Source organism: Amniculibacterium sp. G2-70 (assembly GCF_014353055.1).
Classification (GTDB): Bacteria; Bacteroidota; Bacteroidia; order Flavobacteriales; family Weeksellaceae; genus Amniculibacterium; species Amniculibacterium aquaticum.
Genome location: NZ_CP060698.1, coordinates 1,901,060 through 1,927,900, shown reverse-complemented (window position 1 = coordinate 1,927,900; position 26,841 = coordinate 1,901,060). Strand labels below are relative to the sequence as shown.

Here is a 26,841-nt window from a genome sequence, read left to right as displayed (position 1 = left end):
AAATAAGATTGTCAAAATTACAAATAATTTAGTTTCACAAGGTCATTTTATCTTTGTTTTTTCTGATTTCTATTTTTCTTTTTGCAAATTTGTATCGTTGTTAATCGAAGTAACTATTTATCCCAAAACCCAACATGAACACCCTAATCGAAATCTTAAAAAACGGAGGCACCATCCTTTACCCAACCGATACCATTTGGGGCATAGGCTGCGATGCCACCAACACCGAGGCCATCCAAAAAATTTATGATATAAAGAAAAGAGACGCTAACAAATCGATGATTATTTTGGTTGAAAGCGAAAAAAGACTTCAGGATTTGGTGGATGTTCCTGCTATGGCCTGGGAGATTATTGACCTTAGCGAAAAACCGGTTACCATCATCTACGAAAGTCCAAAAGGCTTACCAAAAGAATTGCTCGCCGAAGACGGAAGCATCGGAATCAGATTGGTGAAAGATGATTTTTGCAAAAAATTAATTTCCAAACTAAACAAACCTTTGGTTTCTACTTCTGCAAATCTTAGCGGGGACAAAAGCCCTATGAAATACAGCGATATTTCTAAAGAAATTGTAGAAGCTGTGGACTTTGTGGTGGAAGAAAACCGAGAAAGAGTCTCTCAATTTTCCGGTTCGTCCATTATAAAAATTTGGAACGATGGTCGGATAAAAGTCATTCGCGAATAATAGCATTATAATGAACGAAACACATTCCATTTCAGTTGTCATCCCCATGTACAACGCTGAGAAAACAATTTTACAGGCTCTGAATTCTGTAAAAAAACAATCGTGTGGAAATGTTTTTGAAATTTTTGTGGTGAACGATGGCAGTACGGATCAATCTCAAAAAATTGTAGAAGAATTTATTTCAAACAATCCGGCAATCAACATTACAATCATCAACCAAAACAACCAAGGGGTTTCGGCTGCTAGAAACGCAGGTCTGAAAAGAGCAACAGGAGATTTTATTGCACTTTTAGATTCTGATGACGAATGGCATTTGGACAAAACCGAAAGACAAATGAAAGTGTTTTTGGAAAATATAGATGCCGTAGATTTTCTTGCAACCACCAGGAATAACGAGAAAATAGGCTGGCCGTATTTCATTAACTCAAAAAATAATTTGGCGAAAATATCATTCAGGAAACTTCTGATCCGGAATGTTGCAGCAACGCCCACCGTAATTTTTAAAAGAAAAATACTGGATGCCATTGGTTACTTTGACCCCTTGCAAAAACATGCCGAAGACGCTCATTTTTGGTTGAAAATTTCCGGAAAATTCAAAATGTATATTTTAGCGGAAAACCTTGTAACCACGGGATCTGGAAAAAAATCTTTTGGAGAAAGCGGATTGTCTGCCAACCTGAAAGAAATGGAAAAAGGATTCCAAAAAAATTTAAAAGAGATGCATCAACAGAAAAGGCTGAACAATTTTGAATATGCTTTTTTTTATGTGATCTCTAAAATAAAATACCTTTCCAGACCTTTGCGCTTATTGCTAAAACCGTAATTTAAACCATGGAAAAATTCAAAAATAAAAGGATTTTATTACTTACCACTCGTTTTTTCGATTATGAAAAAGCCATCGTTCGTCGGTTAGAAACATTGGGTGCAATTGTAGATTATTATGACGAAAGGCCATCAAACAGCAATTGGACAAAGGGCATTATCCGTGTTGCTCCAAAGCTATTGACATGGAAAACACAGTCGTATTACAAAAGGATTTTAGACGAAACGCAATCTAAAAAATACGATTTTTTTCTTTTGATAAAAGGCGAAGCAACTCCGGAATTTTTCTTGGAAATTTTCAAAAAAGAACATCCAGAAACGACAAGCATTTTCTACGCTTACGATTCGGTTGCCGAATATCCTAAATTTTTAAAATTAAATGTTTTTTTTGATAGAAATTTTACTTTTGAAGCCAGAGATTCCGAGAAATACGATGTCCATTTCAGGCCTTTATTTTTCATAGACGACTACACGAGGGTAGAAAAAAATCAACTTAAAAAATACGACATCACCTTCATAGGCAGTGCGCATACCGATCGATACACCGTTGGTGAAAACATCGAAAAAGAAAGCAAAAAGCGGGGACTAAATACCTTTTTTTATTACTACGCTCCCAGCAAAATAATTTTTTATTTGAAAAGAATATTCGATCCTCATTTTAAAAAATTCAACATTGAAAAAGTAAAGTTTCAATCTCTGAAGCATGAGAAAGTAGCTGAAATCTATAAAGAATCGTTTGCCATTTTAGACATCAACAAACCCTTTCAGTTTGGGCTCAGCATGCGACCTTTTGAGACATTAATTTCTGGAAGAAAAATGATTACTACCAACACAGAAATTATAAACTACCCGTTCTACAACCCCAACAACATCTTGGTTATCGATAGAGATGCCGTAGAGATTCCTGAGGTGTTTTTCGAAACCGAATTTCAGGATCTACCAAAAGAACAAATTGAAAAATTAACTTTGGACTCCTGGTTAGACGCCTTATTCTTTGATCACCAAGACGAGTATTGGAAATGGTGGAAATAAATGAAGTCGTCTCTTAACCTGGGCGGTTTCTGTTTTTCTTATTCCCTGAAATTTATTTACAATAAAAAAGCCACTGAATTTATTTCAGTGACTTTGTATATTTTCTCTATTTCTTTATAGGTCAATCTCTTATTTTGCAGGACTACCAATTGGAGCAGGCATTGCAGGCACATCGGCTGCAGGAGTAGCCGGAGTTTCGTTTGTCTTAGCTGGAGCTTCTTTTTTTGCCGGAACTGCAACTGGCGCAGCCATTTGTGAAGGTTTACCGGTCATCACAACACTTAATAAGATAAGTACAATGATTATTGAGCCTAAAACCCAAGTCGCTTTTTCCATAAAATCGTTGGTTCTTTGTACACCAAACTGAGCAGAAGAAGTACCACCAAAAGTACCAGAAAGACCTCCACCTTTAGGATTTTGAGCCATGATAACGATAGTTAACAATACCGAAGCGATCATTATTATAATCATGAATAATGTGAAAATAGTACCCATTCTTTTATATCTTATTTTTATGAATTGGCAAATTTAATTCTTTTTCATATAAATACAAAGATATCCTTGATTTATTTTAAACTTTTTGATGCATCTCTGGTTTTTAAAATTAAGTTTATAATCTTACTTTTGCAACATGAAAAATTTGAAAGTCGTTTTTTTTGGAACTCCAGATTTCGCAAAAGCCAGTTTAGAAGCCATACACAACAGCAAACATACCGTTGTTGGAGTAGTAACCGTTGCCGACAAACCCACAGGTAGAGGCCAGAAAATGACCAGCTCTCCGGTAAAAAATTATGCTGTAGAAAACAATTTAACTCTTTTTCAGCCGGAAAAATTAAGAAATGAAGATTTTCTGAATGCCATGAAAAATCTTGATGCAGATGTCTTTGTCGTAGTCGCATTTAGGATGATGCCAAAAGTACTCTTCCAATTGCCAAAATTAGGGACTTTCAACCTGCACGGATCTTTGCTTCCGGACTATCGTGGTGCTGCACCCATCAACTATGCGTTGATAAATGGGGACGAGAAAACGGGGGTTACCACTTTCTTTATCAATGAAAAAATTGATGAAGGAAATATTCTTTTGCAATCCGAATTGGATATTGAAGCAAACGAAAATGCAGGATCCTTACACGATAGATTGATGGTTTTGGGCGCTAATTTGGTGGTGAAAACTTTGGACGGACTTGCAGAAAATTCCATTGTTGAAAGACCACAAAAAGAAGCGGAACATCCTAAAAATGCATTCAAAATTTTTAAAGAAGACTTGAAAATACAGTGGCAAAATCCATGTCGAGTGATCCATAATTTTATACGAGGGATGTCGCCTTATCCGTGTGCATTTACAACATTAACCGTGGGTAATGACAAAAAATCTTTAAAAATATATTCGGGTTCGTTTGAGATTTTCAATCATAACAAAACAGCAGGAAGCATTGACATCAACAAAAACGAATTCAAAATTTATACAGAAGACGGTTTCTACCTTCCTTCGGAATTGCAATTGGAGGGCAAAAAAAGAATGGATGTAAAATCGTTCCTCAACGGTTTCCAAAGTTTTGAGAACATCTTAATTGATGGGTAAGTCACTATTTCGCAACATCGAGTATGTATTTTTAAAAGATTTTCAAATAGAATTTGTAATTTAGAAAACTTTTTAATCTAAACCAAAATGGCAAACAAATATGTAAACTTTATCTCGGACAAACATCTTCTAACTTGTGTAGAAAATTTGCACAAATCCTATCTGAAAGCCAAAAACAACATTTCAAAAAAGAGCTTCTACACCAATAAAGTTGATACCATAAAGCTGACTTTTGACGCTAAATTCAACGATATCAACGAAGACGATTTAATCCAATCTGAAATTCTACGACAAATTGACAAATCCATAAACAACTCAATCGGAACTTTTCACGAGCAAATTTTAGGAGGTATTAAAGGTTTTGAAGTTGGAAAATTAAGCGGTTTTGATATTAAAGCGAGTGATGATACGCTATTTGCTGACATCAAAAACAAACATAACACAATGAACAGCAGTTCAGCTGAAGCTTTATTTCAAAAATTGGCTCGATATGCTGACGATTACAAAAGGGCGAAGTGTTATTGGGTTCAGATTTTAGCAAAAGGAAGCTTTAACGAACTTTGGAAAGGCGAAATAAATGGAAAAGAATACAGTCATTCAAGAGTTTATAAAATTTCAGGCGACCAATTTTATGCCTTACTTTCTGGACAAGAAGATGCACTTTTTCAATTATACAAAGCTTTACCAAAAGCTATTGACTATTATCTAAAATCAATAGAAGAAAACGAAACTACCAAAGAAAATTCGGCTTTAGATGAAATTACTTCCGAAACCAAAAAATCTATGCGTTCTATTCTTGACCAAATAACTTTTGAAAATTACAGCTATTATTTGGGATTTGATAAATTGTAATAATCGTTCAAAAATTTCACAATCGAATATCCTACTTCCCGACCTAAATTAACTGGAACTGCATTTCCTATTTGTTTGTATTGTTGAGCCATTGGTCCCGAAAATTCCCATTCATCTGGAAAAGTTTGAATTCTAGCATATTCACGAACCGTAAATGGACGGGTTTCATCTGGATGACACCTTTCTGTTTGTTTTTGAGCCGGGCTACAAGTTAGTGTTAGACAAGGCTCGTCCCAACCAATGCGTCTTGCCATTCCTGTTTTTCCTCCACCTAAATAAAAGCTTGCACCCATAAAATCTTTCTGAATATCAATAGGTAAATCTCTCCAATAACCTTTTGGAGGCACTAAATCTAAAACCACTTTTTTGCTTTCGGGATATTTCGCACCCAAAGATTTGGGAACATTGGTATCAAATAACTCGCCTTTTTTCAAGGCATCTTCTAGATTATAGATTTTCTTATAAGGTTTTGGATATTCATATTTCGCAGTAATATCTTTTCTAATTCCGACCAAAATTAATCGTTCTCTTTTTTGTGGAACTTTATAATTGATAGCTTTTAAAACTTGCACTGGAACTACATTATAGCCTATTTCATCTAAAATTGAAATCATTCCTTGCAAAGTTTTTCCGTTATCGTGACTTAATAGTCCTTTAACATTTTCGCCAATGCAAATTGGAGGATTTACTTCTTTCACCGCACGAGCAAATTCATAAAACAAAGTTCCTCTTGCGTCTTCCAAGCCTAATCTTTTTCCTGCGTAACTGAATGCTTGACAAGGGAATCCTCCTGTAACCACATCCACCTGGTTATGATATTCAGAGAAATTGAAATTATTAATATCTCCTTCTAAAACATTCCAGTTGGGTCGGTTTTTTCGTAAAGTTTCACAAGCGTGTTTGTCAATTTCATTCAAAGCAACGCATTTAAGACCAGCTTTTTCCATTCCAACCGCTAAACCTCCAGCTCCTGCGAACAATTCTAAAACTTTATATTCATTATCAGGTACAACAAAATTAGAAACCGATTCTTGAATATCAGTGTTTAGAAATTCAGCAAATAAAGTTTCCACTTCATCTCTTCTATAAACTCTATAATTACTCATCGGTTCACGAACTGCAGAAAGCTTTCCCTCTTCATCCCAACGACGAAGAGTTTTCGTGCTTTTATTCAGTAATTTCGCTGTTTCTGAAATTGTTAAATACTCACTCATAACCAAATTATACAACATTAGACATTGGTTACAAATTTAAAGCATTTTTTTTAATAAAATCACTTCTATCAAAAAAATTATACACCAATATAGCGAATAAAAATAATTCTATCAGAACCACCCTCTCCTTGCCGATCCAATGATGGAATTGAGGCTTAAGACGAGTGAAAAGCGGATTCGTTTGGCATAATCTTGAAAACCAGGCTCGAAGCCAAGACTGGATTGTATGGGAAAATAAATTTCAAGAAAATCCGGTATCACCTTCAACTTAACTCCAGAATCCCAAATGAACTGAGTGCCCAATCCTTGGCTGTTGAAGGCTCCAAAATCGGCATAGAGATTAAACATTTTCCATGCATGAGCATCGATATTCAGGGATGCCAACCACTTGTCGGCCGTATGCGGTATAATGGATTTGAAACCTCCATCGGCCAAAACAAATTGTTGCGACCAAAAACCATCCGTCTCACCTTGTCCGTACAATCCATAGGAAAATGAATAATTGGAAACTCTGGAAATTCCAAAATCAAAAAAATTATTCCTGGTTTTATTGTTCAAAAACATTCCAGCAAAGAGCCTAAAACTCACTTTCTTATTTTTGGCAAACTCCCAACGATAAAAAGCCTCAGCTGTAGCTTTGGTATAGTCTTCCATACCTTGTAGTGAGAGTCCTAAAGATTTTTCATGAATCATTTTCCTATCAGAAAAACCATAACCCAGAGACCAGATGTTATAACTTTCGTACTCGTTATTTAGTTTCATCAACAGATCCAAATCTTTTTGAAAATGAGTAAACGATGCAAATGCAGTTCGACTGATGCTGCTTCTTGGATTTTTTGAAAATAACATAGATGCTCCTGCAGAAAATTTACCATAACTTAAAGTTGGTGTATAATGAAAAAACGATCCCGAAACTCCAAACGAAAGAGCATTAAAGAAAGAATTTGCCGGTAAAATACTGTATGAAATGCCACCCGAACCCGTTACGCGTCCCGTTCCAGTGCTGAAATACGGTGTAAAACTGTACAAAAACGGCTGACTAAAAAATGAAGCATTGGAAAAATTGAGCCCTAAAAGTACTTTATCATAAATGTTAAAATTCAGCTTTGGATTCAGATAGATTTCGTTGTATTCCGGATTGGGAATGTCTTTTATGAGTTTGAACTTAAATTTTTTAGCATTGGAAAATAGACCTTTGGTGTACAGATAATTGTCTCTAAAATTGGATTCCGGGAAAAAATATTCGCTATTCAAAGTCAATTTTACTGCCGAACTATCCGGAACGACATAGATCTCACGACTTTTTCTTGCCGGCGTATCAAACCAATATTGTTTTCGAATACCATTTTTTACTGAGCTTTGAGTTTCTAAACGAAAAGGGACGGATAGCGCTGTATTTTTACTGACATCAACCAACAAATCTCCATTTTTGCGTTTGAAATTATTGATTTTAAAATTGACTCTTTGCTTATTTTTAATAAAAGGTGCAAAAAAATCCGATGCTCCGTTGGAGTTTTTCGCCAGCTCCAAAAGCAAATCGTCTTGATTAATAATTTGATTTTGATGCTGTTCGATATAGGTTTTCAACAGACGATCAAAATCTTCGACTTTCATTTTGTCCGCTACAAAGTTAAAAACACTTCCCGTTTCGAATTGGCTAATGGCCATTTCATTAAAATTACTAAGCTCGGAAAAGGGTGTGGCAATGGCTTGATCCAAATTTTGTGAAACCATATATTGATATGCCAAACCGTACCGCTCCATCAACTTTAACTTGGATGCGTGGAACCATTTCAACGGCTTAATCCCCAACAAGCTGAACGAATCCGGCAAACTGCCAAACAATTTAGCATCCGAATAATATTTTTTAAGATATTGATGTTCCAAATAACTCTTTAGTCCGTTGCTGATCCAGTGATTTTCTTCCTTGTGCACGGCCAAGGCTTCATCTACATATTTTTTGGAAAGTATGCTGGCATAGTCCATTTCCAAGTTTTCGCCGGGTGCAAAAAGTGGAAAATTGAACTTCCAAAAACGGATGTCGTTGTTTCCGAAAAAATCTTCTTTATTTTTAAATTTTTCAGAGATAAAAATCTTTTCCGGCAAAAAGCCCCACTTGTTTTTTAAAAAAGTCAAGAGTTTGATAAGGTCAACTTCTAACCTTGATTTTTCATAGGGATTGAGCTCATAACCAAAAGAAACCAACACTGTCTGTCCATCTATTTGAGCTGAAATCTCAGGCAACTCTCTGGAACTGATCAATATTTCCGGGTCTATCGCTGAAAAAGATTCGAAATTATTTTTACCTATTTTCTTTAAATTACTACTCGAATAATAATGTGGCGGAATATCCAATTTTACCGACCAAAATGTAGAATAACTCACCCTTTCCTCGGTGTCTAAAAAATGTCTTTCCTTTGAAGGTTGAAATCGATCCGGTACAATGAAAAAATATTTCAACAAAACTGAATTTTGTGAAGTTCCGTATCCTGTAAACTTCTGATTGGGTAAAATTAAGGTGTAATTAAGACTCAAATCAACAAAATTATTGGGAGAAAGCGGAGCATCCAAAGGGATCCATAAATTCTCTTGATCGGACTCTAGAAACCGAACAGATATGTTGTTAATGTTCAGATCCAAATGCTTCAAGCTTCCATAATCTAAGGACTTTGCAAAATACAAATCCGAATTTCGATCTTCTAACTTCCTCTTAGCCAAAGGAGTATTCTTCGAGCGATAGGCAGCCGTCCAATTCAGAAGTTTTATGGTGTCTAATGGACTTTCGCTGTTGTTGTAATAGCGGATTTTTTGTTGAACCAACAGTGTTTTTTTGTCTTCAGAAAGCTGAGCAAAAACAGAGATGCTATCGGTTTGCGCAGAAGTACAAACCCAAAATATCAATCCTAAAAATGCAAATATATTCTTCAATGAAAGTGTAAAAATCAAATTTAATATAAAATTCCGAAATTTACCTACTTTTACTTAGTGCATGACAAATTTGTAACACAGAACGAATCAATTAATAAAACCACACAGCAGCATAGAATATTGAGCAATTAAGCTGAATCCGAATTTACCGAATTAAAAGTTTCTTCTAATTTTACTTCAACAAAAAAAATTATTTTGCATTAAATTTGTCTAACCATTTTAAATATGAATTCGAAATCCAATACCCTATTAAATAGAATTTCTCCAATAAGTAAAGCTCATGGAGAGGAAGTTTCTTTAGTGAAATTTGACCCTACCCCAAACTCGGAGATAAAATATAATTTTTACACTTGCAAATTCGGAAAAATCATCATTTCAAATACAGATATTGGCATCTATCAAATTGAATTTTATGAGCGTGAAGAACTGGCCATGATTGATCTTATCGCTTCTTGCCCAATTGCAAATTTTACAAATTGCAAGACCGAATTGCAACAAAATGCATTGGATTTTATTAACCAAAAAAACACCGTCAAATTCCCAATCACTTTACATGTTGCTGCAACGAATTTTCAAATGAAAGTATGGGAAGCCCTATCGCATATAGAAATTGGAAAATTGGCAACTTACAAAGGAATCGCCGAATATATTGGACAACCCAAAGCTAGTAGAGCTGTTGGTACAGCAGTGGGAAGCAATTCTATCGCTTTTCTTATCCCATGCCACAGGGTTATAAACACAACTGGCAAAATCGGAAATTATAAATGGTCCAGCGAAAGAAAATTTGAAATGATAGAGTGGGAAAATCATAGACAAGATGGATTTATTTAACCCAGAGCATCCGCAAAATATTCTTCCTTACGACGGTTGTGTGGAATATTGGTCTGTTATTTTTAACAAAAAAGATGCTGACCGTTATTTTAAAATCCTTTTAGAATCGTTGGCATGGGAAAACGACAAAGCTTATATTTTCGGGAAAGAAATCATCACCAAAAGAAAAATAGCTTGGTATGGAGATCGTGCATTTGACTATACCTACTCCAATTATACCAAAAAAGCTTTGCCTTGGACACAAGAACTGTTGGAGCTGAAAAAGATTCTTGAAAATAAAATTCAAGAAACCTTCAACTCTTGTTTGGTCAATCTTTATCATGACGGTTCAGAAGGTATGGCTTGGCACAGCGATGGAGAAAAAGATCTTAAAAAAATGGGTACAATAGCATCCCTAACCTTTGGTGCAGAAAGAAAATTTTCTTTCAAACATAAAAATTCTAAAGAAAAAATTGATCTTATACTGGAACACGGCAGCTTATTGTTGATGAAGGAAAACACCCAAGACCATTGGCTGCACCGACTACCACCAACCACAACAACAAAAAAAGCAAGGATTAACCTTACTTTTAGAAATATTATCGAAAAATAATACCATTATTTTTTCCTGGTAAAATTCTTATTCTTTACTTTTTTAAAACTTATGTCCTCTTTTTTATGGGTTTGAGGTTTTCTGGATTTGTTGGCTTGTCCAGCAGCCATAGGTTTGTTATTAGAGTCTCTTTTTTGGACCACCAAATCATCGGTGTGGTACGGATGATCCCTTACGACAGGGATCTTTTTCCCAATAAGTTTCTCCGTATTTTTTAGATTAATAAGATCCAAACCGTCTACAAAAGAAATCGAACTTCCCTCTGCTCCTGCCCTTCCCGTTCTACCAATTCTATGCACATAGGTTTCAGAAACATCGGACAACTCAAAGTTGATAACATATTTCAATTCATCAATATCAATTCCTCGGGCAGCAATATCCGTAGCTACCAAGACCCTCGTTTTGCCGGATTTGAAATTGGTAAGTGCATTTTGTCGGGCATTCTGCGATTTGTTTCCATGGATCGCTTCTGTTGCTATACCAGCTTTCTGTAGCTTTCTTGCAATTTTGTCGGCACCGTGTTTCGTTCTTGCAAATACCAAAACCGAATCCGAAATATCCGTTTTCAAAATATGCGTCAGCAATTCCAACTTATTGTCCTTATCAACAAAATAAACCGATTGCTTGATGGTTTCTGCAGTGGACGAAACCGGAGTAACCTCTACTTTTATTGGATTATTCAATATCGACGAAGCCAATTTTTGTATCTCTGCAGGCATAGTCGCCGAGAAAAATAGTGTCTGTCTCTTCTGTGGAAGCAATTTTATCACCCTTTTCACATCGTGTACAAAGCCCATATCCAACATCCTGTCGGCTTCATCCAAAACAAAAATCTCCAGGTGTTTTAGACTGATAATTCCCTGTCCAATAAAATCCAGTAGCCTTCCCGGAGTTGCAACCAAAACATCTACACCTTTCCTAAGCTCTCTTTCTTGATTGCCTTGCTTTACTCCACCAAAAATTACCAATTTCCTAAGCGGAAGATACTTTCCGTAAGCTTTTATATTTTCTTCAATCTGTATGGCCAACTCTCTTGTCGGCGTTAGGATCAAGGCTTTTATATGCTTATTCTGTAGATTTTTATTCGTCAAATTTTGTAAAATCGGAATAGAAAATGCTGCCGTTTTTCCTGTACCTGTCTGTGCACATCCTAAAAAATCTCGACCTTTTAATATCTCTGGAATTGCCTTTTCTTGTATCGGCGTTGGTTGTGTATAACCTTGTTCGTCTATCGCTTTTTGGATTTTATCCAATAACGCTAATTCTTTAAAACTCAATGAATTTGTTATTTTATTTTAATAAAAATGAAATGCAAATATACGAAAAACAAAACAGATATTTTTAGATTAATTGGGAGCACCACAACTCCGTCACTCTTCACTAACCGACCCGCTGTCCGCTGTATCTTTTGTGCCTGGGCTTTCCCAAGGCTTACAAAAGGATGCCGCTCCCATCGGGGCTAGAACAAAGAGAAGAACCCTCCAGTCGGGATGGAGGTTTAGTGTTTGGTGTTTAGTTAATGGAGAATTAGAGATAATTCCAACAATTTTCAATCAAAGCACAAACAAACGGTCATTTTTTCTTCCCCATTCAAATATATTCCAGAAAAAGGAAATTATGTAAACACTTCCATCAACCATCAACCAAACACCAAAGAGTTATAAGCAAAAAAAATCCCCGACTACTTTCGTAATCGAGGATTTTAATAAAAACTGGCGGCGACCTACTCTCCCGCGTTAGCAGTACCATCGGCGCTAGAGGGCTTAACTTCTGTGTTCGGAATGGGAACAGGTGAGCCCCTCTGCTAAAACCACCCTAAAGGTTGTTTGTACAAAAGGTTGTACAGTATATGTTATTAATTAGAGATTAGTTTGAAGTGGTTAGACATTAGACACAATCTAACTTCTAACATCTCATTTCTAACTTCTAAGTAAAAAATCGATAAAAACAAATCACAAAGAGCAAACCTCTTCACTAAGAGTGCCCAACCATTAGGCTATAAATCTACGGGTAATTAGTACTACTCGGCTATGCTGTTACCAGCTTTACACCTATAGCCTATCAACGTGGTCATCTCCCACGACCCTTAAAAGATGTCTCATCTTGAGGCGAGTTTCGCACTTATATGCTTTCAGTGCTTATCTCTTCCAAACATAGCTACTCTGCGGTGCGCCTGGCGGCACAACAGATACACCAGAGGTTTGTTCAAATCGGTCCTCTCGTACTAGATTCAAGTCCTCGCAAACATCTAACGCCCGCAATAGATAGAGACCGAACTGTCTCACGACGTTCTGAACCCAGCTCGCGTGCCACTTTAATGGGCGAACAGCCCAACCCTTGGGACCTTCTCCAGCCCCAGGATGTGACGAGCCGACATCGAGGTGCCGAACCTCCCCGTCGATGTGAGCTCTTGGGGGAGACTAGCCTGTTATCCCCGGAGTACCTTTTATCCTATGAGCGATGGCCCTTCCATACGGAACCACCGGATCACTATGTCCTGCTTTCGCACCTGATCGACTTGTAGGTCTCACAGTCAAGCACCCTTATGCCATTACACTCTACGCACGGTTACCAAGCGTGCTGAGGGTACCTTTGAAAGCCTCCGTTACTCTTTTGGAGGCGACCACCCCAGTCAAACTACCCACCACGCAATGTCTCCCGCTCAGCGGGATTAGGCTCCAAGTAAGTAAAGGGTGGTATTTCAACGATGACTCCACAAACACTAGCGTGCCTGCTTCAAAGTCTCCCACCTATCCTACACATTACTTACTCAAAGTCAATACGAAGTTATAGTAAAGGTTCACAGGGTCTTTTCGTCCCATTGCGGGTAATCGGCATCTTCACCGATACTACAATTTCACCGAGCTCGTGGCTGAGACAGTGCCCAGATCGTTACACCATTCGTGCAGGTCGGAACTTACCCGACAAGGAATTTCGCTACCTTAGGACCGTTATAGTTACGGCCGCCGTTTACTGGGGCTTCAGTCAATGCCTTCGCTTGCGCTAAGCACCTTCCTTAACCTTCCAGCACCGGGCAGGTGTCAGACCCTATACAGCATCTTTCGATTTAGCAGAGTCCTGTGTTTTTGATAAACAGTCGCCTGGGCCTTTTTACTGCGGCCAGCTTGCGCTGGCGTCTCTTCTCCCGAAGTTACGAGACTATTTTGCCTAGTTCCTTAGCCACGACTCACTCGAGCACCTTAGGATTCTCTCCTCGACTACCTGTGTCGGTTTTGGTACGGGTTGCTTCTCTTCGGCTTTTCTTGGATCTCGTTACACTGCAACAGCTTCGCCCGAAGGCTAGGCCTTGACTATTCCGTCAGTCTCCAGCAGCTACACAAAACCGTCCCCTTTATTCGAGAGCAAGTTAGGGAATATTAACCCTATGTCCATCCACTTCCCCTTTCGGGTGCGCGTTAGGTCCCGACTAACCCTCAGCTGATTAGCATGGCTGAGGAAACCTTAGTCTTTCGGTGAGGGGGTTTCTCGCCCCCTTTATCGTTACTTATGCCTACATTTTCTTTTCTGTCCGCTCCACAATACCTCACGATACTGCTTCGGCGCAAACAGAATGCTCCCCTACCAGATATAATATAAATTATAAATCCATAGCTTCGGTACTATACTTATGCCCGATTATTATCCATGCCGGACCGCTCGACTAGTGAGCTGTTACGCACTCTTTAAATGAATGGCTGCTTCCAAGCCAACATCCTAGCTGTCAATGCAGTCCAACCGCGTTGTTTCAACTTAGTATAGATTTGGGGACCTTAGCTGTTGGTCCGGGTTCTTTCCCTCTCGGACATGGACCTTAGCACCCATGCCCTCACTGCCGACGAACATTTATTAGCATTCGGAGTTTGTCAGGAATTGGTAGGATTTGACTCCCCCGCATCCAATCAGTAGCTCTACCTCTAATAAACTTAACATCGACGCTGCACCTAAATGCATTTCGGGGAGTACGAGCTATCTCCCAGTTTGATTGGCCTTTCACCCCTACCCACAGGTCATCCGAAGACTTTTCAACGTCAACCGGTTCGGTCCTCCACTTTGTGTTACCAAAGCTTCAACCTGCCCATGGGTAGATCACAAGGTTTCGCGTCTAATCCTACTAACTATCCGCCCTATTCAGACTCGCTTTCGCTCCGGCTCCGTAACTTAATTACTTAACCTCGCTAGTAAAATTAACTCGTAGGCTCATTATGCAAAAGGCACGCCGTCACACATATAAATATGAGCTCCGACCGCTTGTAGGCGTACGGTTTCAGGTTCTATTTCACCCTTCTATTCGAAGTGCTTTTCACCTTTCCTTCACAGTACTTGTTCACTATCGGTCTTTCAGGAGTATTTAGCCTTGGAGGATGGTCCCCCCATATTCAGACAGGATTTCACGTGTCCCGCCCTACTCTTTCTTCACTTATGTATACCTTTCGAGTACAGGATTATCACCTTCTACGATTGTTCTTTCCAGAACATTCCTCTAAATATATAAAAGCTTTTGGGCTAATCCGCTTTCGCTCGCCACTACTTACGGAATCTCTTCGATTTCTTTTCCTCCGGGTACTTAGATGTTTCAGTTCTCCGGGTTTGCTCTGCTTACGCAGTAATACATCTTCAATGTATTGGGTTGCCCCATTCGGACATCTCGGGATCAATTCGTGTGTGCCAATCCCCCGAGCTTTTCGCAGCTTACCACGTCCTTCTTCGCCTCTGAAAGCCTAGGCATCCGCCATACGCCCTTAACGATTTCTTTCCTAATTTTATTGGTTACTCGAGCACTCTTGTGCTCGGTTTTCTCTTTGTGATGTCTTTATCGTTAATGTCAATGATCTTTAATTCTTTAGTTGCCAGTGATTCGTTATCGGTTGATAGTGGCTCTCACTATACTTAGTACCAAGTTCTAATCAATACATACTAACTGTGGAGAATAAGGGAGTCGAACCCTTGACCTCCTGCGTGCAAGGCAGGCGCTCTAGCCAGCTGAGCTAATTCCCCCTTATATTGTTGTCGGTCCTTAGTTGTCGGTTGTTGGTTCTACCAGCAACGGATAACCATAAACCATCAACCAAATTAGTAGTCTCGGGCAGGCTCGAACTGCCGACCTCTACATTATCAGTGTAGCGCTCTAACCAGCTGAGCTACGAGACTTCTTTGTTTTTAGTTGTCGGTTGTTAGTTGATAGTTGTCAGCTTTACTAACTTCTAAGGTCTAACTTCTAACTTCTTAAACTAAAATCTCTTCATCCCTTCTACTAATTTCTAGGGGTTATGTTGTGATTCAACCAAAAAAGTAAAAAAACTAAAGCACTTTTTGTAAGTCTACTAAGAATAGTATTTTTTTTGACGTGTTGTCTCTAAAATGAGATGTTCCAGCCGCACCTTCCGGTACGGCTACCTTGTTACGACTTAGCCCTAGTTACTTGTTTTACCCTAGGCAGCTCCTTTTACGGTCACCGACTTCAGGTACCCCAAACTTCCATGGCTTGACGGGCGGTGTGTACAAGGCCCGGGAACGTATTCACCGCGCCATGGCTGATGCGCGATTACTAGCGATTCCAGCTTCATAGAGTCGAGTTGCAGACTCCAATCCGAACTGAGACCGGCTTTCGAGATTCGCATCACTTCGCAGTGTAGCTGCCCTCTGTACCGGCCATTGTATTACGTGTGTGGCCCAAGACGTAAGGGCCGTGATGATTTGACGTCATCCCCACCTTCCTCTCTACTTGCGTAGGCAGTCCCAATAGAGTCCCCAACTGAATGATGGCAACTATTGGCAGGGGTTGCGCTCGTTGCAGGACTTAACCTAACACCTCACGGCACGAGCTGACGACAACCATGCAGCACCTTGAAAATTGTCCGAAGAAGGCTCTATTTCTAAAGCTGTCAATTCCCATTTAAGTCTTGGTAAGGTTCCTCGCGTATCATCGAATTAAACCACATAATCCACCGCTTGTGCGGGCCCCCGTCAATTCCTTTGAGTTTCATTCTTGCGAACGTACTCCCCAGGTGGCTAACTTATCACTTTCGCTTGGTCTCTGAGTCTTAAAAACCCAAAAACGAGTTAGCATCGTTTACAGCGTGGACTACCAGGGTATCTAATCCTGTTCGCTCCCCACGCTTTCGTCCATCAGCGTCAGTTGTATCTTAGTGACCTGCCTTCGCAATTGGTGTTCTAAGTAATATCTATGCATTTCACCGCTACACTACTTATTCCAGCCACTTCAAATACACTCAAGACCTACAGTATCAATGGCAGTTCGACAGTTAAGCTGCCGGCTTTCACCACTGACTTATAAGTCCGCCTACGGACCCTTTAAACCCAATAAATCCGGATAACGCTTGCACCCTCCGTATTACCGCGGCTGCTGGCACGGAGTTAGCCGGTGCTTATTCGTACAGTACCTTCAGCTACCCTCACGAGGGTAGGTTTATCCCTGTACAAAAGAAGTTTACAATCCATAGAACCGTCGTCCTTCACGCGGGATGGCTGGATCAGGCTCTCACCCATTGTCCAATATTCCTCACTGCTGCCTCCCGTAGGAGTCTGGTCCGTGTCTCAGTACCAGTGTGGGGGATCACCCTCTCAGGCCCCCTAAAGATCATCGACTTGGTGAGCCGTTACCTCACCAACTATCTAATCTTGCGCGTGCCCATCTCTATCCACCGGAGTTTTCAATATCAATTGATGCCAATCAATATATTATAGGGTATTAATCTTCCTTTCGAAAGGCTATCCCCTAGATAAAGGCAGGTTGCACACGTGTTACGCACCCGTACGCCGCTCTCAAGATCCCGAAGAATCTCTACCGCTCGGCTTGCATGTGTTAGGCCTCCCGCTAGCGTTCATCCTGAGCCAGGATCAAACTCTCCATTGTATGTTTGTTTCCTTGTTCGACTCACTCAAAGTTTTTGACGCTTTAGTTTTTTTTCCTTACTTTTATTTTGGTTGTATCTTGTATTTCAATGATCTCTCTCTTTTCGCTTCCTCTTATTTCGCTGTCTCAGCGACTTCCGATTTGCGAGTGCAAAAGTAATAAACTTTTTTAACCTGACAAAATAAATTTTGATTTTTTTTCGAACTCTTTTTCGTAAGAACGATTGCTATCTCAATTTATCCCATCTTTACTCCTGCGCCTCTTTTTAGAGACTGCAAAGGTAAAACGATTATTTGTAATGGACAAATTTATTTTCTTATTTTTTTAAGTCAACTTATCTGTCTGTTTTGCTTCTGCGCTCCCTCTCTTTCGGGACTGCAAAAGTAGAAAGATTATGTTAAATAACAAGCGTTTCGCTTATTTTATTTTTAAATCTTTCTTAACTCACTGATTGTGATGGCCTTTTTTTTAGTTTTTGATTTTTAGTGTTTGGTGTTTGGTGGATGGCTGATGGAAATGTAGGATCGCTTTAAATGATGGGGAATTATTGGTGGGGCTGAATTAACTCCTTCAAGGATGGGGAATCCTTGAAGGAGGGGAAGGTTGATGGTGTTTGGTGTTTAGTGTTTGGTTGATGGGGATGTAGGATCGCTTTGAATGGTGGGGAATTATTGGTGGGGCTGAATTAACTCCTTCAAGGATGGTGAATCCTTGAAGGAGGGTGAAGTTGAATATTCGTGAATATGTTGATGTTGATGTTGGTGTTGATATTAGATGAGTGAGGTGATGCTTTATATGATGGAGAAATATTGGCGGTACTGAATAAAATCCTTCAAGGATAGTGAATCCTTGAAGGAGGGGAAAAGGTTGATGGTGTTTGGTGTTTGATTGATGGGGAGTGTTTTATTAATATCTTTCTTCTGGAATATATTTGAGAGGGCATCAAAGAGATATTATTGTTTTATACTTTGATTGAAAAAAAGTGAAAAACCTCAAATATACCAAAAACCAAAAAGTAAACACACAGGCCGATTGGAGGGTTATGCCCCGCTGTCCTAGCCCTGATGGGAGCGGCATCCTTTTGTAAGCCTTGGGAAAGCCCAGGCACAAAAGATACAGCGGACAGCGGGACGAGTACTGAAGAATGACGAAATCTTGTTGCTAAAAATTGTAGAGATGCTGAGATGCTTTAAATCACGAAATCCGATAAAGTGTTTGGCTAAATGTTTGTAAAACCATAAAAACTAATGAAATACAGTGAAAAGAACAAAGAAACTGAAAATGTTTTTTGAAACAAAAAAATTAACCAAAAAACGGTTTAGTAACAAAACCTGGGGAGAATTATAAAAACTCTATTTTTGCATTATGTTTAATGATCACGAATTATTGAAGTTTTTACTTCCTGAATACTTAATCGAATACTTTGATGTTGAAATCCCACGCTGAAGATTACATTCTTTATCCCGAAAACTGTTCTGAGCACTTATCATTAGACGAAGTTGCGTTGTCTGAAGGTGAACTTTATACCGTACTGACTTCTAAAAAATCGAAAGGAAGAAAAAAATCCTTAAAATCAACCGAGAAATTAGACTAAAAGCAAAAGAGGTGACTTTGGATATGGCAGGTTCTATGAAGCTCATTGCCAAACGATGCTTTCCTAATGCAATACAGGTTATCGACCGCTTCCATGTTCAAAAACTAGCAATCGAAGCCGTTCAGGAGATAAGAATAAAATACCGTTGGGAAGCGATTGATTTAGAAAATAAAATTCTAAATCAAGCCAAAGACAAGAAAACAAAACCTGAAATTCAAATTTTTGGCAATGGTGATACCCGAAAACAACTCCTGGCAAGAAGCCGATATTTACTCTATAAAAGTCGTGATAAATGGACAAAAAGCCAAGGTGAGAGAGCTGATATTTTGTTTAGCGAATATCCCGATTTGAAAAAAGCCTACAACTTGTCCACAATTTAAGGGGGATATACAATCAGAACATCTTAAAATCGGTAGCAATGCTCAAACTCGCACATTGGTTTAAAGATGTGGAAGAATCGGGGTTTAAATCGTTTGCTATCCTAAAAAACACAATTACGCGACAATATAATGATATCCTCAACTATTTTGAAAAGAGAAGTACTAATGCATCTGCAGAGTCTTTTAATGCGAAAATCAAAAACTTTAGAATGCAACTTCGAGGGGTGACTGATAAAGCTTTTTTTCTATACCGACTATCCCAAATTTTTGCTTAGTCTCCCAACTTTTGATCTTGGTCCCATTTTTTCTTCCCCATTCAAATACATTCCAAAAGAAGGATATTATGTAAAAACTTCCATCAACCATCAACCAAACACCAAAGAGTTATAAGCAAAAAAAATCCCCGACTACTTTCGTAATCGAGGATTTTAATAAAAACTGGCGGCGACCTACTCTCCCGCGTTAGCAGTACCATCGGCGCTAGAGGGCTTAACTTCTGTGTTCGGAATGGGAACAGGTGAGCCCCTCTGCTAAAACCACCCTAAAGGTTGTTTGTACAAAAGGTTGTACAGTATATGTTATTAATTAGAGATTAGTTTGAAGTGGTTAGACATTAGACACAATCTAACTTCTAACATCTCATTTCTAACTTCTAAGTAAAAAATCGATAAAAACAAATCACAAAGAGCAAACCTCTTCACTAAGAGTGCCCAACCATTAGGCTATAAATCTACGGGTAATTAGTACTACTCGGCTATGCTGTTACCAGCTTTACACCTATAGCCTATCAACGTGGTCATCTCCCACGACCCTTAAAAGATGTCTCATCTTGAGGCGAGTTTCGCACTTATATGCTTTCAGTGCTTATCTCTTCCAAACATAGCTACTCTGCGGTGCGCCTGGCGGCACAACAGATACACCAGAGGTTTGTTCAAATCGGTCCTCTCGTACTAGATTCAAGTCCTCGCAAACATCTAACGCCCGCAATAGATAGAGACCGAACTGTCTCACGACGTTCTGAACCCAGCTCGCGTGCCACTTTAATGGGCGAACAGCCCAACCCTTGGGACCTTCTCCAGCCCCAGGATGTGACGAGCCGACATCGAGGTGCCGAACCTCCCCGTCGATGTGAGCTCTTGGGGGAGACTAGCCTGTTATCCCCGGAGTACCTTTTATCCTATGAGCGATGGCCCTTCCATACGGAACCACCGGATCACTATGTCCTGCTTTCGCACCTGATCGACTTGTAGGTCTCACAGTCAAGCACCCTTATGCCATTACACTCTACGCACGGTTACCAAGCGTGCTGAGGGTACCTTTGAAAGCCTCCGTTACTCTTTTGGAGGCGACCACCCCAGTCAAACTACCCACCACGCAATGTCTCCCGCTCAGCGGGATTAGGCTCCAAGTAAGTAAAGGGTGGTATTTCAACGATGACTCCACAAACACTAGCGTGCCTGCTTCAAAGTCTCCCACCTATCCTACACATTACTTACTCAAAGTCAATACGAAGTTATAGTAAAGGTTCACAGGGTCTTTTCGTCCCATTGCGGGTAATCGGCATCTTCACCGATACTACAATTTCACCGAGCTCGTGGCTGAGACAGTGCCCAGATCGTTACACCATTCGTGCAGGTCGGAACTTACCCGACAAGGAATTTCGCTACCTTAGGACCGTTATAGTTACGGCCGCCGTTTACTGGGGCTTCAGTCAATGCCTTCGCTTGCGCTAAGCACCTTCCTTAACCTTCCAGCACCGGGCAGGTGTCAGACCCTATACAGCATCTTTCGATTTAGCAGAGTCCTGTGTTTTTGATAAACAGTCGCCTGGGCCTTTTTACTGCGGCCAGCTTGCGCTGGCGTCTCTTCTCCCGAAGTTACGAGACTATTTTGCCTAGTTCCTTAGCCACGACTCACTCGAGCACCTTAGGATTCTCTCCTCGACTACCTGTGTCGGTTTTGGTACGGGTTGCTTCTCTTCGGCTTTTCTTGGATCTCGTTACACTGCAACAGCTTCGCCCGAAGGCTAGGCCTTGACTATTCCGTCAGTCTCCAGCAGCTACACAAAACCGTCCCCTTTATTCGAGAGCAAGTTAGGGAATATTAACCCTATGTCCATCCACTTCCCCTTTCGGGTGCGCGTTAGGTCCCGACTAACCCTCAGCTGATTAGCATGGCTGAGGAAACCTTAGTCTTTCGGTGAGGGGGTTTCTCGCCCCCTTTATCGTTACTTATGCCTACATTTTCTTTTCTGTCCGCTCCACAATACCTCACGATACTGCTTCGGCGCAAACAGAATGCTCCCCTACCAGATATAATATAAATTATAAATCCATAGCTTCGGTACTATACTTATGCCCGATTATTATCCATGCCGGACCGCTCGACTAGTGAGCTGTTACGCACTCTTTAAATGAATGGCTGCTTCCAAGCCAACATCCTAGCTGTCAATGCAGTCCAACCGCGTTGTTTCAACTTAGTATAGATTTGGGGACCTTAGCTGTTGGTCCGGGTTCTTTCCCTCTCGGACATGGACCTTAGCACCCATGCCCTCACTGCCGACGAACATTTATTAGCATTCGGAGTTTGTCAGGAATTGGTAGGATTTGACTCCCCCGCATCCAATCAGTAGCTCTACCTCTAATAAACTTAACATCGACGCTGCACCTAAATGCATTTCGGGGAGTACGAGCTATCTCCCAGTTTGATTGGCCTTTCACCCCTACCCACAGGTCATCCGAAGACTTTTCAACGTCAACCGGTTCGGTCCTCCACTTTGTGTTACCAAAGCTTCAACCTGCCCATGGGTAGATCACAAGGTTTCGCGTCTAATCCTACTAACTATCCGCCCTATTCAGACTCGCTTTCGCTCCGGCTCCGTAACTTAATTACTTAACCTCGCTAGTAAAATTAACTCGTAGGCTCATTATGCAAAAGGCACGCCGTCACACATATAAATATGAGCTCCGACCGCTTGTAGGCGTACGGTTTCAGGTTCTATTTCACCCTTCTATTCGAAGTGCTTTTCACCTTTCCTTCACAGTACTTGTTCACTATCGGTCTTTCAGGAGTATTTAGCCTTGGAGGATGGTCCCCCCATATTCAGACAGGATTTCACGTGTCCCGCCCTACTCTTTCTTCACTTATGTATACCTTTCGAGTACAGGATTATCACCTTCTACGATTGTTCTTTCCAGAACATTCCTCTAAATATATAAAAGCTTTTGGGCTAATCCGCTTTCGCTCGCCACTACTTACGGAATCTCTTCGATTTCTTTTCCTCCGGGTACTTAGATGTTTCAGTTCTCCGGGTTTGCTCTGCTTACGCAGTAATACATCTTCAATGTATTGGGTTGCCCCATTCGGACATCTCGGGATCAATTCGTGTGTGCCAATCCCCCGAGCTTTTCGCAGCTTACCACGTCCTTCTTCGCCTCTGAAAGCCTAGGCATCCGCCATACGCCCTTAACGATTTCTTTCCTAATTTTATTGGTTACTCGAGCACTCTTGTGCTCGGTTTTCTCTTTGTGATGTCTTTATCGTTAATGTCAATGATCTTTAATTCTTTAGTTGCCAGTGATTCGTTATCGGTTGATAGTGGCTCTCACTATACTTAGTACCAAGTTCTAATCAATACATACTAACTGTGGAGAATAAGGGAGTCGAACCCTTGACCTCCTGCGTGCAAGGCAGGCGCTCTAGCCAGCTGAGCTAATTCCCCCTTATATTGTTGTCGGTCCTTAGTTGTCGGTTGTTGGTTCTACCAGCAACGGATAACCATAAACCATCAACCAAATTAGTAGTCTCGGGCAGGCTCGAACTGCCGACCTCTACATTATCAGTGTAGCGCTCTAACCAGCTGAGCTACGAGACTTCTTTGTTTTTAGTTGTCGGTTGTTAGTTGATAGTTGTCAGCTTTACTAACTTCTAAGGTCTAACTTCTAACTTCTTAAACTAAAATCTCTTCATCCCTTCTACTAATTTCTAGGGGTTATGTTGTGATTCAACCAAAAAAGTAAAAAAACTAAAGCACTTTTTGTAAGTCTACTAAGAATAGTATTTTTTTTGACGTGTTGTCTCTAAAATGAGATGTTCCAGCCGCACCTTCCGGTACGGCTACCTTGTTACGACTTAGCCCTAGTTACTTGTTTTACCCTAGGCAGCTCCTTTTACGGTCACCGACTTCAGGTACCCCAAACTTCCATGGCTTGACGGGCGGTGTGTACAAGGCCCGGGAACGTATTCACCGCGCCATGGCTGATGCGCGATTACTAGCGATTCCAGCTTCATAGAGTCGAGTTGCAGACTCCAATCCGAACTGAGACCGGCTTTCGAGATTCGCATCACTTCGCAGTGTAGCTGCCCTCTGTACCGGCCATTGTATTACGTGTGTGGCCCAAGACGTAAGGGCCGTGATGATTTGACGTCATCCCCACCTTCCTCTCTACTTGCGTAGGCAGTCCCAATAGAGTCCCCAACTGAATGATGGCAACTATTGGCAGGGGTTGCGCTCGTTGCAGGACTTAACCTAACACCTCACGGCACGAGCTGACGACAACCATGCAGCACCTTGAAAATTGTCCGAAGAAGGCTCTATTTCTAAAGCTGTCAATTCCCATTTAAGTCTTGGTAAGGTTCCTCGCGTATCATCGAATTAAACCACATAATCCACCGCTTGTGCGGGCCCCCGTCAATTCCTTTGAGTTTCATTCTTGCGAACGTACTCCCCAGGTGGCTAACTTATCACTTTCGCTTGGTCTCTGAGTCTTAAAAACCCAAAAACGAGTTAGCATCGTTTACAGCGTGGACTACCAGGGTATCTAATCCTGTTCGCTCCCCACGCTTTCGTCCATCAGCGTCAGTTGTATCTTAGTGACCTGCCTTCGCAATTGGTGTTCTAAGTAATATCTATGCATTTCACCGCTACACTACTTATTCCAGCCACTTCAAATACACTCAAGACCTACAGTATCAATGGCAGTTCGACAGTTAAGCTGCCGGCTTTCACCACTGACTTATAAGTCCGCCTACGGACCCTTTAAACCCAATAAATCCGGATAACGCTTGCACCCTCCGTATTACCGCGGCTGCTGGCACGGAGTTAGCCGGTGCTTATTCGTACAGTACCTTCAGCTACCCTCACGAGGGTAGGTTTATCCCTGTACAAAAGAAGTTTACAATCCATAGAACCGTCGTCCTTCACGCGGGATGGCTGGATCAGGCTCTCACCCATTGTCCAATATTCCTCACTGCTGCCTCCCGTAGGAGTCTGGTCCGTGTCTCAGTACCAGTGTGGGGGATCACCCTCTCAGGCCCCCTAAAGATCATCGACTTGGTGAGCCGTTACCTCACCAACTATCTAATCTTGCGCGTGCCCATCTCTATCCACCGGAGTTTTCAATATCAATTGATGCCAATCAATATATTATAGGGTATTAATCTTCCTTTCGAAAGGCTATCCCCTAGATAAAGGCAGGTTGCACACGTGTTACGCACCCGTACGCCGCTCTCAAGATCCCGAAGAATCTCTACCGCTCGGCTTGCATGTGTTAGGCCTCCCGCTAGCGTTCATCCTGAGCCAGGATCAAACTCTCCATTGTATGTTTGTTTCCTTGTTCGACTCACTCAAAGTTTTTGACGCTTTAGTTTTTTTTCCTTACTTTTATTTTGGTTGTATCTTGTATTTCAATGATCTCTCTCTTTTCGCTTCCTCTTATTTCGCTGTCTCAGCGACTTCCGATTTGCGAGTGCAAAAGTAATAAACTTTTTTAACCTGACAAAATAAATTTTGATTTTTTTTCGAACTCTTTTTCGTAAGAACGATTGCTATCTCAATTTATCCCATCTTTACTCCTGCGCCTCTTTTTAGAGACTGCAAAGGTAAAACGATTATTTGTAATGGACAAATTTATTTTCTTATTTTTTTAAGTCAACTTATCTGTCTGTTTTGCTTCTGCGCTCCCTCTCTTTCGGGACTGCAAAAGTAGAAAGATTATGTTAAATAACAAGCGTTTCGCCTATTTTATTTTTAAATCTTTCTTAACTCGCTGATTGTGATGGCCTTTTTTTTAGTTTTTGGTGTTTGGTGTTTGGTGTTTGGTGGATGGCTGATGGAAATGTAGGATCGCTTTAAATGATGGGGAATTATTGGTGGGGCTGAATTAACTCCTTCAAGGATGGGGAATCCTTGAAGGAGGGGAAAAGGTTGATGGTGTTTGGTTGATGGCTGATGGGGATGTAGGATCGCTTTAAATGATGGGAAATTATTGGTGGGCTGAATAAACTCCTTCAAGGATGGGGAATCCTTGAAGGAGGGGAAAAGGTTGATGGTGTTTGGTGTTTGATTGATGGGGAGTGTTTTATTAATATCTTTCTTCTGGAATATATTTGAGAGGGCATCAAAGAGATATTATTGTTTTATACTTTGATTGAAAAAAAGTTAAAAACATCAAATATACCAAACACTATAAAACTAAACACACAGACCGATTGGAGGTCTCTGTCCCTCTATCCTAGCCCCGATGGGAGCGGCATCCTTTTGTAAGCCTTGGGAAAGCCCAGGCACAAAAGATACAGCGGACAGCGGGACGAGTAATGAAGAGTGACGAAATCTTGTTGCTAAAAATTGTAGAGAGATAAAGGTATGGAAATGAAAAATCGATTTCAACTAATTATGAAATCGATTTAAAAACTTCTGAATGATGTTTTAATTTTTTGAACACCTATATAAGCAATCCCGGTTCCTAGTAGGTCGGCGATGATGTCTAAAAACTCAGCTTGCCTACCTAAATCCATATAATATTGTAAAAACTCTGTGAGAAGTGCATAGAAAAGCATGATGAGAAAATAGGGAGTTGTCTTTGTTTTTGGAAATGCCAAAAGATAAAAAACACCTAAAACAATGAATATACTGAGATGCAATACCTTGTCGACCCCAGAAAACATAAAAAAGTATTCTTGGTTTTCTGTTCCGGGTTTTAGGAGCATATAGGTAAGAAATGCCCAATAAATGGGCAAAATCTTACGAAATATTTTTATGTTATTATCCAATTAAAGCTTGATAATCTTCTGCTGAAAGCAATTCGGACTGATCTGCATCTGCTGCGATTTCTACCTTAATGATCCATCCTTGTCCGTATGGATCGGAGTTTAGCAATTCTGGTTGATCTTCTAATTCTTCATTGAATTCGATAACTTTACCTGCAACCGGTAAGAAAAGATCGGATACCGTTTTCACTGCTTCTACGCTTCCGAAGATATCGTTGTTCGCCAAATCTTCGTCTACAGTATCAACATCTACAAAAACGATGTCTCCCAATTCGCTTTGTGCAAAATCCGTAATCCCGATTGTTGCTACATTTCCTTCGATCTTTACCCATTCGTGATCTTTAGAGTACTTTAATTCTGCTGGTATATTCATTTTTAGATAATTTATTTTTACAAATGTATTTAAAATA

The 26,841-nt window shown here is 40.3% G+C and carries 14 protein-coding genes, 4 tRNA genes, 6 rRNA genes and 1 pseudogene; 9 read left to right on the top strand and 16 right to left on the bottom strand.

The annotated features are described in order from the left end of the window. The first annotated feature begins 134 nt into the window (after positions 1-134). Genes H9Q20_RS08895 through H9Q20_RS08885 form a run of 3 tightly spaced genes read left to right on the top strand, consistent with a single transcriptional unit; the run spans position 135 to position 2,537 of the window. Positions 135-683, top strand: coding sequence for an L-threonylcarbamoyladenylate synthase (locus H9Q20_RS08895; RefSeq protein WP_124641151.1), 549 nt, complete (start codon positions 135-137; stop codon positions 681-683). 10 nt (positions 684-693) lie between these two features. Further along, the gene (locus H9Q20_RS08890; RefSeq protein WP_124641149.1) at positions 694-1,506 is read left to right on the top strand and encodes a glycosyltransferase family 2 protein; all 813 of its coding nucleotides are present in this window, start codon (positions 694-696) and stop codon (positions 1,504-1,506) included. A gap of 8 nt (positions 1,507-1,514) precedes the next feature. Then, positions 1,515-2,537: a lipopolysaccharide biosynthesis protein gene (locus tag H9Q20_RS08885; protein ID WP_187477531.1), complete on the top strand. Its 1,023-nt coding sequence runs from the start codon at positions 1,515-1,517 to the stop codon at positions 2,535-2,537. A 129-nt stretch (positions 2,538-2,666) separates the two neighbouring features. Here H9Q20_RS08885 and secG read toward each other — a convergent pair whose 3' ends face one another. Then, positions 2,667-3,032, bottom strand: a complete 366-nt coding sequence (secG, locus tag H9Q20_RS08880; RefSeq protein ID WP_124641144.1) for a preprotein translocase subunit SecG — start codon at positions 3,030-3,032, stop codon at positions 2,667-2,669. Between the two features lie 136 nt (positions 3,033-3,168). On the opposite strand from secG, the gene fmt reads away from it, so the two are divergent. Continuing rightward, entirely contained in the window at positions 3,169-4,119 is a 951-nt protein-coding gene (gene fmt / locus H9Q20_RS08875) for a methionyl-tRNA formyltransferase (protein WP_187477530.1), read from the top strand. An 87-nt stretch (positions 4,120-4,206) separates the two neighbouring features. Beyond that, positions 4,207-4,971 (top strand): Eco47II family restriction endonuclease, encoded by a 765-nt coding sequence (locus H9Q20_RS08870; RefSeq protein WP_187477529.1) that lies wholly within the window; start codon positions 4,207-4,209, stop codon positions 4,969-4,971. Here the strand turns inward: H9Q20_RS08870 and dcm are convergent. Further along, positions 4,947-6,203, bottom strand: a complete 1,257-nt coding sequence (gene dcm / locus H9Q20_RS08865) for a DNA (cytosine-5-)-methyltransferase (protein ID WP_394336897.1) — start codon at positions 6,201-6,203, stop codon at positions 4,947-4,949. The genes H9Q20_RS08870 and dcm overlap by 25 nt on opposite strands. A gap of 93 nt (positions 6,204-6,296) precedes the next feature. Further along, a complete protein-coding gene (locus H9Q20_RS08860; RefSeq protein WP_241154740.1) occupies positions 6,297-9,113 on the bottom strand; it encodes an aminopeptidase in 2,817 nt (938 codons plus the stop codon). 225 nt (positions 9,114-9,338) lie between these two features. On the opposite strand from H9Q20_RS08860, the gene H9Q20_RS08855 reads away from it, so the two are divergent. Beyond that, positions 9,339-9,944 (top strand): methylated-DNA--[protein]-cysteine S-methyltransferase, encoded by a 606-nt coding sequence (locus tag H9Q20_RS08855; RefSeq protein WP_187477528.1) that lies wholly within the window; start codon positions 9,339-9,341, stop codon positions 9,942-9,944. Further along, positions 9,931-10,536 carry an alpha-ketoglutarate-dependent dioxygenase AlkB family protein gene (locus H9Q20_RS08850; RefSeq protein WP_187477527.1) on the top strand — a complete coding sequence of 202 codons (606 nt, stop codon included), beginning with the start codon at positions 9,931-9,933 and terminating at the stop codon, positions 10,534-10,536. The genes H9Q20_RS08855 and H9Q20_RS08850 overlap by 14 nt, the downstream gene beginning before the upstream one ends. A 5-nt stretch (positions 10,537-10,541) precedes the next feature. Here H9Q20_RS08850 and H9Q20_RS08845 read toward each other — a convergent pair whose 3' ends face one another. The 6 genes from H9Q20_RS08845 to H9Q20_RS08820 form a co-directional block, all read right to left on the bottom strand. After that, positions 10,542-11,813 (bottom strand): DEAD/DEAH box helicase, encoded by a 1,272-nt coding sequence (locus H9Q20_RS08845; protein WP_187477526.1) that lies wholly within the window; start codon positions 11,811-11,813, stop codon positions 10,542-10,544. 433 nt (positions 11,814-12,246) lie between these two features. Continuing rightward, positions 12,247-12,354 (bottom strand): 5S ribosomal RNA (rrf, locus tag H9Q20_RS08840). Between the two features lie 176 nt (positions 12,355-12,530). Next, positions 12,531-15,289 (bottom strand): 23S ribosomal RNA (locus H9Q20_RS08835). Positions 15,290-15,457: 168 nt separating this feature from the next. Beyond that, positions 15,458-15,531: transfer RNA gene (locus H9Q20_RS08830), tRNA-Ala, on the bottom strand. A 79-nt stretch (positions 15,532-15,610) separates the two neighbouring features. Further along, positions 15,611-15,684: transfer RNA gene (locus H9Q20_RS08825), tRNA-Ile, on the bottom strand. A gap of 208 nt (positions 15,685-15,892) precedes the next feature. Then, a 16S ribosomal RNA gene (locus H9Q20_RS08820) occupies positions 15,893-17,410 on the bottom strand. Together the 16S, 23S and 5S rRNA genes with 2 tRNA genes alongside form the textbook arrangement of a ribosomal RNA operon. A gap of 1,426 nt (positions 17,411-18,836) precedes the next feature. Between H9Q20_RS08820 and H9Q20_RS13195 the strand changes: the two genes are divergently transcribed. Both H9Q20_RS13195 and H9Q20_RS13385 read left to right on the top strand, forming a co-directional pair. Beyond that, positions 18,837-19,004: a hypothetical protein gene (locus tag H9Q20_RS13195; RefSeq protein WP_222933873.1), complete on the top strand. Its 168-nt coding sequence runs from the start codon at positions 18,837-18,839 to the stop codon at positions 19,002-19,004. A 23-nt stretch (positions 19,005-19,027) separates the two neighbouring features. Continuing rightward, positions 19,028-19,659, top strand: a pseudogene (locus H9Q20_RS13385) (ISL3 family transposase). Between the two features lie 161 nt (positions 19,660-19,820). On the opposite strand, the gene rrf (H9Q20_RS08810) reads toward H9Q20_RS13385, so the two are convergent. The 7 genes from rrf (H9Q20_RS08810) to gcvH form a co-directional block, all read right to left on the bottom strand. Continuing rightward, a 5S ribosomal RNA gene (gene rrf / locus H9Q20_RS08810) occupies positions 19,821-19,928 on the bottom strand. A gap of 176 nt (positions 19,929-20,104) precedes the next feature. Further along, positions 20,105-22,863: ribosomal RNA gene (locus H9Q20_RS08805) — 23S ribosomal RNA — on the bottom strand. A gap of 168 nt (positions 22,864-23,031) precedes the next feature. Beyond that, a tRNA-Ala gene (locus H9Q20_RS08800) sits at positions 23,032-23,105 on the bottom strand. Between the two features lie 79 nt (positions 23,106-23,184). Further along, a tRNA-Ile gene (locus H9Q20_RS08795) sits at positions 23,185-23,258 on the bottom strand. Positions 23,259-23,466: 208 nt separating this feature from the next. Beyond that, positions 23,467-24,984, bottom strand: a 16S ribosomal RNA gene (locus H9Q20_RS08790). 1,084 nt (positions 24,985-26,068) lie between these two features. Next, a complete protein-coding gene (locus H9Q20_RS08785; RefSeq protein ID WP_124642249.1) occupies positions 26,069-26,401 on the bottom strand; it encodes a VanZ family protein in 333 nt (110 codons plus the stop codon). Positions 26,402-26,426: 25 nt separating this feature from the next. Next, positions 26,427-26,804 (bottom strand): glycine cleavage system protein GcvH, encoded by a 378-nt coding sequence (gene gcvH / locus H9Q20_RS08780; RefSeq protein WP_124642251.1) that lies wholly within the window; start codon positions 26,802-26,804, stop codon positions 26,427-26,429. Positions 26,805-26,841 lie beyond the last annotated feature (37 nt).